Origin of the sequence: Cryobacterium sp. TMT2-18-2, assembly GCF_004402245.1 — a bacterium.
In the GTDB taxonomy this organism is placed as follows: Bacteria; Actinomycetota; Actinomycetes; order Actinomycetales; family Microbacteriaceae; genus Cryobacterium; species Cryobacterium sandaracinum.
The window spans coordinates 38,950-51,453 of the sequence record NZ_SOFU01000018.1 but is presented as its reverse complement, the minus strand read 5'-3'; the positions used below and the strand labels follow the sequence as shown (position 1 = coordinate 51,453).

Sequence of the window (12,504 nt, the reverse complement as noted above, 5' to 3'; positions counted from 1 at the left end):
GTCGGTCATCGGCGCAGCTCCAGGGTGCAGCACTTCACTCCTCCTCCACCGAGCAGCAGCTCGGACAGGTCGACCCCGATCGGGTTGAAGCCGCGGGCGCGCAGCTGGGCCTCGAAGCCCTTCGCCCGCGCGGCGATGACCACGTTGTAGCCGTCGGAATAGGAGTTGAGGCCGAGGATGGCCGCGTCCTCCTCGGCGACGATGATGGCGTCCGGGAATCGCTCGCGCAGGATGGCCAGGCTCGGCTCGTCGAACGCGCTCGGCAGGTAGGCGATCTCACCGTTGCCCGTGGCCGGCGACGCGTCGAGCACGGCGATGGCCGTGTCGAGGTGGTAGAAGCTCGGATTGATCAGGTTGAGCGTGATCACGGGGCGGCCGTAGATCGCCGACACCTCTTCATGGCTGTTCGAGGCGCTGCGGAACCCGGTGCCCGCGAGGATCACGTCGCCCACGAGCAGGAAGTCGCCCTCGCCCTCGTTGATCTCCGCCGGCACGCGCACGTCGAAGCCGTTGGCGCCGAACCAGTCCATGTAGGCCGAACCTTCCGGCTGGCGTTCGGCGTAGGTGAAGGCCGCGCCGTAGGCGATGTTGTCGATGACGAATCCACCATTGGCCGCGTAGACCATGTCCGGCAGGCCGTCGACGGGGTCGATCAGGTGCACGTCGAAGCCGAGGCCGACATAGGTGTCGTACAGCGTCTGCCACTGGGCGACGGCGAGCGCGGTGTCCGTCGGGATGGCGGGATCCATCCAGGGGTTGATGCGGTAGACGACGGAGAAGAAGTCGGGCTTGCACATCAGCACGGTGCGCTTGACGGGCGTGCGCACGGGCAGGGCCGGCGAGACGAGCTCGTCCAGGTTCGGGGCGGTGAGGTTGGTCGTCATGGTGACTCCTTCGGCGGCCATCCGCCCTCTTCGGGTGAGGTCGGCTGGCGGGGTGGATGGCGGACCAGGTCACTCACGAGAGCTCTGCCGGCACGAAACGCCTGGGCAGAGACGCCATGCTTAGTCTCACACAGCACGAATCGGATGTGCACCCCACTCTGCGCCGAAAACGTGCGCGCGTCCGGCCCCTCACGCAGTTTTCCGCCACACCGGGCGATGACGGATGCCGCACGTTCGCCCGTAGATCCGCTCGCCACGGCGCAGCTATCCAGTGAATTGCGCTATCGGGCGCGGGTTTTCTGCGTTCATGAGTGCGCCAGCGCAACGATGCCCCCTAGACTCTCGGCATGGACAACCTCGACCGTGGCATTCTCGACCTGCTCCGCCAGAACGCCCGGGCGGGCTACGGCGATATCGGCTCGGTCGTCGGACTCTCGGCGTCGGCCGTGAAACGCCGGGTCGACCGGCTCGTGGCCGACCGCGTCATCCGCGGTTTCACCATCCAGGTGGATCCGGCCATCGACGGCATGAGCACCGAGGCCTACGTCGAGCTGTTCTGCCGCGGCACCGTGGCGCCCGAGGAATTGTTGCGAATCCTGTCCGGGGTGCCGGAGGTCGTGGACGCCGGAACCGTCACGGGCAGCGCCGACGCCATCGTGCACATCCGGGCCCGGGACATCCCAGGTCTGGAGGCGGCGCTGGAAAAGGTGCGTCTGGCACCCAACGTGGACCACACCCGCAGCGCGATCGTGCTCTCCCGGCTGATCCACCGGTCCGCCGAGTAGCCGCGCGGCTCCCAGCAGGATCGGACCGGCCGGCGCCGAGGGCATCAGCGCGGCGCGTGTCGCTAGCCCGGCACCGGGACGGGGCGCCGGGTCACGGGGGCCAGCAGGTGGATCAGGGCGACCGCCGCGACCGATCCGGCGCAGAGGATGCCGGCAAGCACCACGATCTGGAACCGCCCGGCCTCGAGCGGCGAGGCGCCACCGAAAATCGCTCCCACGAAGGCCCCGGGCAGCGTGACCAGCCCGGTGGTCTTCGTCTGGTCGGTCGAGGGGATCAGAGCGAAGTACACCGCGCGGCGGGCCAGTTCCCGGGTGGACTGGCGCGGGGTGGCGCCGAGGGCCAGCCAGCCCTCGACCTCCTCCCAGTGCTCGGTCACGCCCTCGGTGAAGCGCCGGCCGGAGAGCGTGGCGATCGACATGGCGTTGCCGATGATGATGCCACCGAACGACAACACGTAGCGCGGCGTGAACTCGAGCGCGCCGGTGCCGAAGACCACGAGGAGGGTGACCATCACGCCCAGGCCCATCGAGGCGGCCACCCAGGCCGCGTGCCGCCGGGTGGCGCCGATCCGGCGGGTGACCGTGCCGACCGCCGCGGTGAACATGACCGCCAGACCCACGCCGACCCAGAACGGGTCGGAGATGATGCCGCTGAGGATCAGGCTGATCGCGGCGAGCTGCAGGGCGCCGCGCAGCACGGCGAGGGCCGGCGCGAACGGATGCGACACGCGGTAGCCGCGCAGCACCAGCGTGACGATCGCGATAAGCAGCGCGATCCCGAGCAGGGTCGGCGCGAGTCCGGCCATCTGGGCGGGGAGGTCGCGGGGCCAGGTCACGTGACGAGCCTAGCGAGCCGCCGCGCCCGGCAGGCCCCGGTGATCGGAACCCGCCAACGACTGGGCTCCGTCAGCGCGCAGGAGAGGCGCCGGCGATCGTGCGGACGGCCCTGGGCATCCGTTGAGGCCGCCAGTGCCCGAGAAAGCTAGCCGTCGTACGAGGCGGCGAGGCGGCGGAAGCCCTCATCGAGGCTCACCGCGGGCGTCCACTGCAGCTCGGACCGGGTGCGGCGCTGGTCGAACCAGTGCGCGGTCGAGAGTTGCTCGGCCAGGAACCGGGTCATCGGCGGCTCGTCGGCGCCCGGACGGATGCGCCAGGCCACCTCGATCAGCGCCCCCGCACCGCGGGCGACCCCGGCCGGGACCCGCCAGGCCGGCGCCGGCACGCCGGCGGCCCGGCACATGCCCGCGAGCAGTTCGGCGACCGGCCGCGGCTCCCCGTTCGTGATCACGTAGGAGCGGCCGTGCACGGCGTCGGCCCGATCGAGGGCTGCCGCGATGGCCGTGGCGGCGTTGTCGATGTAGGTGGTGTCGATCAGGGCGGCGCCGTGGCCGAGCAGCGGCAGGCGTCCGGCGCGGGCGCGCTCGACGATCCGGGCCACGAGCTGGGTGTCTCCCGGGCCCCAGACCAGGTGCGGCCGCACGGCGACCACGCGCAGGGCGGCCGAATCCGCGGCGAGGGCGACCAGTTCGGCCTCGGCCTTGGTGCGGGCGTAGGGACCGCGGGCCCGGGCCGGGTCGGCCGGCTCGGCGTCGCTGCCGACAATGGATGCCCCGGCGTGGGCGACCGAGGGCGACGACACGAAGACGAAGCGGGAGGCTCCGGCATCCGTGGCCGCGGCCAGCAGGGTGCGCGTGCCGCCCACGTTCACGGCGGCGAACTCGGCCGGGCTGCCGGCCAGGGACACCTTGGCGGCCAGGTGCACGACCGCGTCCATTCCGGCGACGGCGCGCCGGGCCTCGGCGGGGGCGGTGACCGAGCCGAGCAGGTCGGTCACGCCGGGCACGCCCGACGGGCGGCGCTGGAAGGCGCGCACCTCGTGTCCGGCGGCCGCGATCTCGGCCGCGACGGCCCGGCCGAGGAAGCCGCTGGCCCCGGTGACGAGCACCCTCACGGCAGCGCCGTCGGTGAAACTGCGCTGCGCGGGCGCTGCGCCGCTGCGCGCGCGGCGTGCCGGCAGCGCAGCGGCGCAGCCTGCGCGTGACGCGTGAGTGGCCTCACGGGCGGGTCATCCGCGCGCCGGAGAGGATGCCGCCGGCCCAGCGCCCCAGCCGAGTGCGGTCGATCTTCGAGTTGTGACGGATGTCCGTGGGCAGGTGCGGCACGACCAGCACCGCGGCCAGCGGCAGCCCCGCGACGGCACGAACGGCGGCGGCCAGCCCGGGGTCGGCCAGCGCGACCCGGCGGGTCGGCGTGCGGGTCTCGACCACGGCGACCACCTGCTGGGTGCCGGCCGGCCCGACCCCGACGACGGCGGCCCGGGCCACCGCTGCGACGGACTCGATACGCTGCTCGGGACCGACCGGGGTCACGACGCCGGTCGCCGTCGTGATCACATGCGGCAGGCGCCCTTCCACCCAGAGGCGTCCGGCGGCGTCGAAGTGTCCGACGTCGCCTGTGCGGTGCCAGCGTTCACCGGGCACGGCGCCGCTGCGGGCGGCCCGGTCGGTCAGCCACAGGCGGTCGTAGTGGTCCTCGACGTGTGGCGCGGAGACCACGATCTCGCCGGTGACCCCGGCGGCCTCCAACAGCTCGCCGGTGGCGTGCCCCCGGGCGTCGAGGGCACTCGTGCGGATGCGCGTGGTCGCCGTCGCGCGGCCGACGCAGACCCCGCCGGGGCCGGCCGGGGCATCCGTCGCCGTGGCCATCGCCGTCGCCTCGCGGATGCCGTCGAGCGAAATGTCGGCCATCAGCAGCCCCTCGGTCATGCCGTAGGGCGTGTGTGCGGAGGCCGACGGCATCAGCCGGGCCGCGGCCGCGAGCAGCGGCTCGGAGACGGGGGCACCGGCGGAGAGAAAGCTCGTCACGCCGGCGAGGCTGACCTGGTCGGCGGCGGTCAGGCTGCCGGCGGTGGCCACGACATTGGCCAGCGCGGCCGGTGACAGGAACACCACGGCCGCGTCGATGGCGGCGACCGCGGCGGCGACGGATGCGGCGGTCAGGGTCTTCGGCTTCGTCACGTCCATGTCCGGGGTCACCGAGCGGGCGCCGAGGGCCGGGCCGAGCAGCGCGAACGGGGCGAAGCCGGCCACCAGGCCGGTACCGCGGCCCACGCCGTACTGCGCGAACAGCGCGTGGCTGACCGCGGCGAGCTGGCCGTGCGTGTAGACGACGCCCTTGGCCGGCCCGGTCGAGCCGGAGGTGAACAGCACGGCGGCAGTGTCTCCGGGTTCCGGCGGCGGCGGAAGCTGCTCGTCCACGCCGAGCGCGATCAGCTCGGCGAGGGTGGCGGAGATGTCGAGGGCGCGCATGGCGGCGCGGGGAAACCGCGCCACGGAGATCTTCTGGCCGGGCCAGTCGAGGGCCCGGGCGGCGAGCAGCCCGGGGGCGGCGCCGATCACGTGGTCGGGGCGCGCGCCGCGCACGGCGCGGGTCAGCCCGCGTAGGCCGAGGCCGGCATCCGCGACTATCACGATCGCGCCGATCCGCACGCAGGCGTAGAGCACCGCGGTCAGGTCGGCGCCGGGCGGGACGAGCAGCGAAACCCGGTCGCCTTTCCGCACGCCGATCCGGTCGAGGCCGCAGGCGAGCTGCCGCACCCGCCGGGAGAGCAGTCGCCAGCTGACGACGCGGGGTGCACCGCCCCCGGGCGGGGCCATGTCGATCAGCGCGGTCTCGTCGCTGTTCTGCAGTTCGTCCAGGTAGTGCCAGAGCGGATGCCGCTCGCCGGCCGCCCAGCCGCCCACACCCGGTTCGACCGGAACGTCAACCTGAGGGGCAGCGGAGGCGATTGCAGCGGCAGGCACGGCACGGTCGCCGAGCCAGGTCAGGGCGGCCGCGGCGTAGTCGACGTCTTCCATGACGAGATGCCCGGCGCCCTCGAAGCGATGCACGTCCGCGTGCGGCAGGCGGTCCACGAGGTCGTCGAGGTAGCGATCGCTGAAGATCGGGTCGGTCGGGCCCCAGAGCATCAGGGCCGGTACGGTCAGGTCCCGGATGCCGCCGGAGATGCGGGCGAGTTCGGCCGCGCTTTCGTGTGAGCCATGCACCGGGATGTCGGCGACGAACGCGCCGATCCCGCCGCGGCGGGCCGCGCCGCGGTAGGGCGCGCGATACGCCTGCTTCACCGCGGCCGGAAGCGGCGGGTGCGCCAGTGCCAGGGTCGTCTCCAGAAACGCCGGCGTGGCCACGGTGCCGGAGCCGAGCACGCTGCTCCGCAGGGCCAGCCGCAGCGGGGCCGGCACCGGCGCATCGCCCGGCTGGTGCACGGCCGTGTTGAGCAGCATGACCCCGGCGAGCACGTCCGGGTGGTCGACGGCCCAGCCGAGCGAGATCGACCCGCCCCAGTCGTGACCGAAGGTGACCACCGGGCCGGCCAGGCCGAGGGTGTCGGTCAGCTCGCCCAGGTCCCGCACGCGGGTGGCGAGCGGGCGCACCGCGCCGCTCCGCTCGGAGAAGCCCATCTCGAGCTGGTCGGCGGCGATGACGCGCCAAACCTCGCCGCCGTGCCCGGCCGCATCCGTCGCCGCCGTGATGAACTCGCGCCACAGGTAGGACCAGGTGGGGTTACCGTGCACGCAGAGCACCGTGCCCACGGGGGTCACGCCCAGCTCGGCGAGACGCTCCGCGTTGTCGAGCAGGTGCCAGGTGCGGGTGACCGGATGCCCGGAGGCGGTCGACACGACCGGCACCAGGCGCGAGAACGCGGCATCGAGCCCCGCCAGGCCGGCCGGCGGCAGGGAAGCGGGCGCCGGCGTCGCGGCGGCGCGCGGGAGACGGTAGGACACGGGCGCAGAGCCGCGCTTCACCAGGCGAGTTCCATCATGGCCGTGTTCAGGCCACTGCCGACGCCCATCAGCAGCACCCGATCGCCGGTCCTGAGCCGCGCGGCCTCCTCGGCCAGGGTGATCGGGATCGACGCGGGCCCCACATTGCCGTACAGCGGGTAGGTGAGCGGCACCCGGCTGCGGTCCAGCCCGGTCGCCTTCACGATCGCGTCAGTGTGCACATCCGAGACCTGGTGCAGGATGTACCGGTCCATGCCCGACCAGTTCCAGTCGCGTTTGGCCTCGGTCCAGGCCGAAACGACGAGCTCCATGCCGCCCTTGAGCAGCGCCTTGGCGTCGGTGAACATGCCGTCGACGCTGCCGACGCAGAGGCCGTTGAACTCGGTGGCGGCGCGGGCCACGCCGCCGAGGATGCGGTGCCCTTCCGGATGCGCGTCGGCCCGACCGAGCACGGCCGCGGCCGCGCCGGAGCCGAGCGTCAGGCTCGCGAACTCGCTCATGAAGTCCTTGCGGTTGATGTCCGGGCGGCCGAGGCGCTCGATCGTGTTGGTCTGGATCTCGTCGGCGTCCTCCCCGTCGATGATCACGGCGTACTGCACCTGGCCGGAGTCGATCAGCTGTGCGGCCAGGGTCATGCCGTTGACGAAACCGAGGCAGGCGTTCGCGATGTCGAAGTTCGTGGCCGAGGAGGGCAGGCCGAGGCCGTGGTGGATGCGCACGGCGACCGAGGGCTCGAGGTGCTTGCGGGTCACCGAGGTGTTGATCATCAGACCGACCTGGCCCGGCTGGATGCCGGCGGCGGCCAGGGCGCGCTTGCCGGCCGTGACGGCCGCGTCGTCGAAGGCCTGGCCGGGCGCCCAGTTACGGCGCTCGTGCACGCCCGCCACCCGCTGGAGCAGGCCGCTCGGCAGCTTCAGCCGTTTGAGGGCCGGCTGCAGGCGACGATCGATGTCCACCGAGGTCGTGACCTGCGGGGCGAGCTCGGTCGCCACCGACAGCAGGGCGACATTGCGGTGCGTCGTCGTTGCGTTACCGTCCAACTGTGGATCCCCTGTCGAATTGCAGCAGTGGTCAGCCACGCCTCGATCATTGTGCACCAGAAGCCTGATCGTTGTCCGCACTCCTGCTGGTGCAGTCGACCGCAGACTGCGGCCATCACAGACCTATTTTAGCCTTGTGGTCGGCCGTCGTCGCACGGGCCGCAGCCCGGCCCCTAGATGATCCCCTCGGAGAGCGTGCTCGGGTTGCCGAAGCGGTGCGCCGTGATCGAGATCGCCTGCTCGCGCAGGAACGGGAGCAGCTCGACCCGGCCGGCCTGGGTGACGGGGTGTGCGTACACCGCGATGTCCGGGCTGCCGCCGAGCGCGTGGGCCAGGCGGGAGGCCTCCGCCTGCGCCCCTGTCAGGCGGTCCCCGCCGATCAGGCGCACCCGGCTGGTGCGGATGCCACCGGCCTGGGCCCGCTCCAGCCATTCGTCGTCGCTCTCGACCGCGACCGCGATCTCGCGCTCGGCGAGTACGTTGCGCACCATCGGCGGCACCGGGATGGCGCTGGAGACCTCGAACGACGCCGTCGACAGGGTCGCGGCAATGATCACGCGCAGCAGGTCGGCGAGGGTGCCGGCCTCGGTCAGGCGCACGGTGACGGGCAGCGGGCGGTAGCGGAACAGGTTGCGTTCGAGACCGAGGTCTGAGACGTCCCTGACCGCGCCGAACTCGTCGCGCCAGGCCAGCGCGTCACTCAGCGCCGACCGGCGCAGCACGTCGAAGTCCGCGTAGTCGAGCACGGTCTGCGCCGCCTCTATCAGGGCGGTGACGGTCTGGTCGAGGCCGCGCAGGTGGAGTGTCGAGCTGTTGCGGCCGGCTTCGCTCACCCAGCTGCCGAACCCGTACAGGTAGTTCGGTCCGCCGGCCTTGGTTCCCGGGCCCACGGCCGAGCGCTTCCAGCCGCCGAAGGGCTGGCGCTGCACGATCGCGCCGGTGATGCCGCGATTCACGTAGAGGTTTCCGGCCTCGATCGTGTCCAGCCATTCGGTCAGCTCGGCCGGGTCGAGCGAGTGCAGCCCCGAGGTGAGGCCGTAGTCGACCGCGTTCTGGAAACGGATGGCCTCCGCCAGGTTGCGGGCGTGCATCACCCCGAGCACGGGCCCGAAGAACTCGGTCAGGTGCACGTAGGAGCCGGGCAGCACCCCGGTGCGGATGCCCGGCGACCAGAGGGCGCCGGACTCGTCGAGCTGCTGGGGCTCGACCAGCCACTTTTCACCGACGCCGAGCGTGGTGAGGGCGTGGCGCAGCTTGCCCTCGGCCGGCTCGATCAGGGGGCCCATCTGGGTGACCGGGTCGGAGGGGCGGCCGACGCGCAGGGAGGTCGCGGCATCCGTCAACTGACTGATGAAGCGCTCCGATTTGGCGACCGATCCGACCAGGATGACCAGGCTCGCAGCCGAGCACTTCTGCCCGGCGTGCCCGAAGGCGCTCTTGATGACATCGGCGGCGGCGAGGTCGAGGTCGGCGGAGGGAGTGACGATAATGGCGTTCTTGCCGCTTGTCTCGGCCAGGAGGGGCAGGTCCTCGCGGAAACTGCGGAACAGCTGCGCGGTCTCGTAGCCCCCGGTCAGGATGACGCGGTCGACAGCCGGGTGCGAGATCAGGCGGGTACCCAGTTCCCGGTCGGCGAGGTCCACGAGCACGAGCAGGTCGCGCGGCACGCCGGCTTCCCAGAGCGCCTCGACCATGACCGCGCCGGAACGCTGGGCAAGCTTGGCGGGCTTGACGATGACGCCGGAGCCGGCCGCGAGGGCGGCGAGCACGCCGCCGGCGGAGATGGCTACCGGGAAATTCCACGGCGGGGTGACTACGGTCAGCTTCGAGGGCACGAAGATCGCGCCTTGCACGGCGTCGAGGTCGCGGGCCCGTTCGGCGTAGTAGTGGGCGAAGTCGATCGCTTCGCTGACCTCGGGGTCACCCTCGGCGATGGTCTTACCGGTTTCGGCGGCCATCACCTCGACCAGGCGGTCGCGGTTCGCGGCGAGCGCGAGCCCGGCCCGGTGCAGCACTGCGGCGCGCTCCGCTCCGGTGCGCTGCCCCCAGGCGGCGCCGCAGACCGCCGCGGCCTCGATCAGGCGGTCCAGCTCGGCCGGGTCGCTGACCCGGGCGTCACGGATGGCGTCCAGCCCCAGCGTGGATGTCTCGACCCGGCTCAGGATGTGACGACCCCAGGCCCGGTTCGCGGGCAGGGACGGGTCCGTGTCGGGTTCGTTGTGGAAACCGGCGTGCGGCAGGCTCTCGATCGAGCCGCGGGTGAGCCCGAGCACGGCTGCGGTGAGCCCGATGCCGGACTCGTCTCCGAATTCATCCTCGTCATCGCCGGATTCGCTTGCGGGGACCTCGCCGCGGCCGGCCGCATCGAGCTGGGTGACCTGGGTGCGGTCCTGGCGGCGGTTCGGCTGCGGGACGACCGCGTCGAGGCCCGCGAGAGAGGCCAGGAACCGCTCCTTCTCGCGGTCGAAGAGCTGCGGGGAACTCGTCAGCTCGAACACCGCCGACATGAAGTTGTCCTGGCTGGCGTTCTCCTCGAGGCGGCGGATCAGGTAGCTGATGGCCACGTCGAATTCGGCCGGGTTCACGACGGGCGTGTAGAGCAGGAGGCGGCCGACGTCGCGGCTCACGGCCTCGGCCTGGCTGGTGGCCATGCCCAGCAGCATCTCGAACTCGACCCGGTCGTCCACGCCGCGCTTCGTGGCCAGGAGGTGAGCCCAGGCCACGTCGAAGAGGTTGTGGCCGGCGACGCCGATCTTGACGGCATCCGTGTTCTGCGGGGTGAAGGCCCAGTCGAGCACGCGCTTGTAGTTCGTGTCGCTGTCCTGTTTGGTGGAGTAGGTCGCCAGCGGCCAGTCGTGCACGGCGGAGTCGACGTGTTCCATGGCCAGGTTGGCGCCCTTGACGACGCGCACCTTGATCGGGGCTCCGCCCGCGGCCCGGCGGCCCTGTGCCCAGTGGGTGAGTCCCTGCAGGGCCCCGAGGGCGTCGGGCAGGTAGGCCTGCAGCACGATGCCGGCCTCCAGGTGGCGCAGCTGGGGTTGGTCGAGGATGCGCTCGAACACCGCGATGGTGAGATCGAGGTCGCGGTACTCCTCCATGTCGAGATTGATGAACTTGGCCCCGGTGGTGGAGCCGCCCCCGGTGGTCGAACCGCCCCCCGCCGCCAGCTCGTAGAGCGGGGTCAGGCGTTCGACGACGCGGTCGACGGCCTCGTCGAAGGACCACATCGACAGCTGGCTGGCGATGGAGGAGACCTTGATCGAGACGTAGTCCACGTCGTCGCGGGCCAGCAGGGCACGGGTTCCCTCGAGGCGGCGCAGCGCCTCCTTCTCCCCGAGAACGGCCTCGCCGAGCAGGTTGATGTTGAGCCGGTTGCCGGACTCGCGCAGGTGGGCGATCGCCGGACCGAGCTTCTCGGGCGTGGCGTCCACGACCAGGTGCCCGACCATCTGGCGCAGCACCTTCCGCGCGGCGGGGATGACCACCCAGGGCACCACCGGGCCGAGCACGCCGCCGAGGCCGATGGCCCCGCGCAGGTAGGAGGGCAGGAAGCCGGGCGCCTGTCTCGCAACCTTCTGCAGGTTGTAGCCGGCGACCATGAGGTCTTCCGGACGCATGACGCCGTCGACGAAGCCCACGGTGAAGTCGAGCCCGTTCGGGTCTTTCAGCACACCGGCGAGGCGCTGGGCCGACAGGTCGGCGGGGATCGTGGCGCTCTCGGCGAGCCACTTCTGCACGAGGGCGACCACATCGGCGCTGAGATCGTGCTGCACGGATGGAGTGGAGTTGGTCATGGTCACGAGGCTAGTTCTTTCGTTCACGGCGGACGGCTAATTTCAGTGTGAGGTTTTCGTTCCTTTAGCAAAAGCGAATCTTTATGATCGATATTGATTAGCATTTATGATCAGTATTGAGACGATCGAGGAGAGTGACGGATGCTGGATGTGCGCCGACTGCGTCTGCTGCACGAGCTCAAGATCCGCGGCACCCTGGCGGGAGTCGCCGAGGCCCTCGCTTACAGCCCGTCCGCCGTGTCGCAGCAGCTCGCGCTACTGGAGAAAGAGGCCGGGGTTCCCCTGTTGCAGAAGGTCGGGCGCCGGGTGCGGCTCACCCCACAGGCCGAGGTTCTGGTGCTGCACACGACCTACCTGCTCGAACGGCTGGAACTGGCCGAGGCGGAGATGACCGCGTCGCTGACGACCGTGTCCGGCACGGTGCGCGTGGCCCTGTTCCAGTCCGCGGCGCACGCCCTCATCCCTCAGGCCCTCACGTTGCTCGCCGAGGAGTTCCCCGAGCTGCGGGTCGAAGTCACCGAGCGCGAGCCGGAGCGCGGCCTGTTCGAGGTGTCTGCGCGCGATTTCGACCTCGTGCTCGCCGAACAGTATCCCGGGCACACCCGGGTGCACTGGCCTGACCTGGACCGCGTGAACCTGGCGACGGATGCGCTCCGGCTGGCCGTTCCGCCCTCGCGCGGCGGCCGCGCGGCGGCAGCGTCGCTTGCCGACGCCGCCGATCTGCCCTGGGTGATGGAGCCGGAGGGAACCGCCTCGCGGCACTGGGCAACCCAGCTCTGCCGGTCGGCGGGATTCGAGCCCGACGTGAGGTTCGAGACGGCCGACCTGATCGCACACATCCGCCTGATCGAATCCGGCAATGCCGTCGGCATCCTGCCGGACCTGATCTGGGCCGGGGAGACGCCGACCGTCCGCGGTGTCGAGCTTCCCGGCGGGCCGCTCCGCACCGTCTTCTCCTCGGCCCGGCGCTCGAGTGCCAGCCGACCGGGCGTGCTCGCCGTGCGCGACGCCCTGGCCCGCGCCGTGGAACTGGTCGCCGCCCCCCCCGACTCGTCCGTGACCGGCACCGACGGCTGCAACCGGCTCGTCGGCACCTGGTCGATGAGCGGCGACACCGTCGAGTTCGGCACGTTCGAACGTGCCGACTGACCCGGCCGCGCCGGCAGGCTGCGCGGGCCCGACGCCCCGGGCTGGTCTCGGTTCCTGAGTAGTCTCGG

At 71.7% G+C, this 12,504-nt stretch carries 8 protein-coding genes; 2 read left to right on the top strand and 6 right to left on the bottom strand.

The window, feature by feature from the left end; all coding sequences use genetic code 11:
- Nucleotides 1-5: 5 nt before the first annotated feature.
- A complete protein-coding gene (gene ddaH / locus E3O22_RS05880; RefSeq protein WP_134394413.1) occupies nucleotides 6-884 on the bottom strand; it encodes a dimethylargininase in 879 nt (292 codons plus the stop codon).
- A 347-nt stretch (nucleotides 885-1,231) separates the two neighbouring features.
- Between ddaH and E3O22_RS05875 the strand changes: the two genes are divergently transcribed.
- On the top strand, nucleotides 1,232-1,669 hold the full coding sequence (locus E3O22_RS05875) for an Lrp/AsnC family transcriptional regulator (protein WP_104099917.1): 438 nt from the start codon (nucleotides 1,232-1,234) through the stop codon (nucleotides 1,667-1,669).
- 62 nt (nucleotides 1,670-1,731) lie between these two features.
- Here E3O22_RS05875 and E3O22_RS05870 read toward each other — a convergent pair whose 3' ends face one another.
- The 5 genes from E3O22_RS05870 to E3O22_RS05850 all read right to left on the bottom strand — a co-directional run bounded on the left by E3O22_RS05870 (nucleotide 1,732) and on the right by E3O22_RS05850 (nucleotide 11,287).
- Nucleotides 1,732-2,475, bottom strand: a complete 744-nt coding sequence (locus E3O22_RS05870) for an ABC transporter permease (RefSeq protein WP_134394451.1) — start codon at nucleotides 2,473-2,475, stop codon at nucleotides 1,732-1,734.
- Nucleotides 2,476-2,651: 176 nt separating this feature from the next.
- Complete coding sequence (locus E3O22_RS05865) at nucleotides 2,652-3,620, bottom strand: NAD(P)-dependent oxidoreductase (RefSeq protein ID WP_134394414.1); 969 nt, start codon at nucleotides 3,618-3,620, stop codon at nucleotides 2,652-2,654.
- 103 nt (nucleotides 3,621-3,723) lie between these two features.
- Entirely contained in the window at nucleotides 3,724-6,474 is a 2,751-nt protein-coding gene (locus E3O22_RS05860) for an alpha/beta fold hydrolase (protein ID WP_241976534.1), read from the bottom strand.
- Entirely contained in the window at nucleotides 6,471-7,493 is a 1,023-nt protein-coding gene (locus E3O22_RS05855; RefSeq protein ID WP_134394415.1) for a 3-oxoacyl-ACP synthase III, read from the bottom strand. The genes E3O22_RS05860 and E3O22_RS05855 overlap by 4 nt, the downstream gene beginning before the upstream one ends.
- Nucleotides 7,494-7,666: 173 nt before the next feature.
- Nucleotides 7,667-11,287, bottom strand: coding sequence for a bifunctional proline dehydrogenase/L-glutamate gamma-semialdehyde dehydrogenase (locus E3O22_RS05850; protein ID WP_134394416.1), 3,621 nt, complete (start codon nucleotides 11,285-11,287; stop codon nucleotides 7,667-7,669).
- A gap of 141 nt (nucleotides 11,288-11,428) precedes the next feature.
- Between E3O22_RS05850 and E3O22_RS05845 the strand changes: the two genes are divergently transcribed.
- Entirely contained in the window at nucleotides 11,429-12,436 is a 1,008-nt protein-coding gene (locus E3O22_RS05845; protein WP_134394417.1) for a LysR family transcriptional regulator, read from the top strand.
- Nucleotides 12,437-12,504: the final 68 nt, after the last annotated feature.

What these genes read in the sequence shown, in the direction of transcription:
- ddaH (WP_134394413.1), bottom strand. Translation starts at nt 884, where the DNA reads ATGACGACCAACCTCACCGCCCCGAACCTGGACGAGCTCGTCTCGCCG.
- E3O22_RS05875 (WP_104099917.1), top strand. Translation starts at nt 1,232, where the DNA reads ATGGACAACCTCGACCGTGGCATTCTCGACCTGCTCCGCCAGAACGCC.
- E3O22_RS05870 (WP_134394451.1), bottom strand. Translation starts at nt 2,475, where the DNA reads ATGGCCGGACTCGCGCCGACCCTGCTCGGGATCGCGCTGCTTATCGCG.
- E3O22_RS05850 (WP_134394416.1), bottom strand. Translation starts at nt 11,287, where the DNA reads ATGACCAACTCCACTCCATCCGTGCAGCACGATCTCAGCGCCGATGTG.
- E3O22_RS05845 (WP_134394417.1), top strand. Translation starts at nt 11,429, where the DNA reads ATGCTGGATGTGCGCCGACTGCGTCTGCTGCACGAGCTCAAGATCCGC.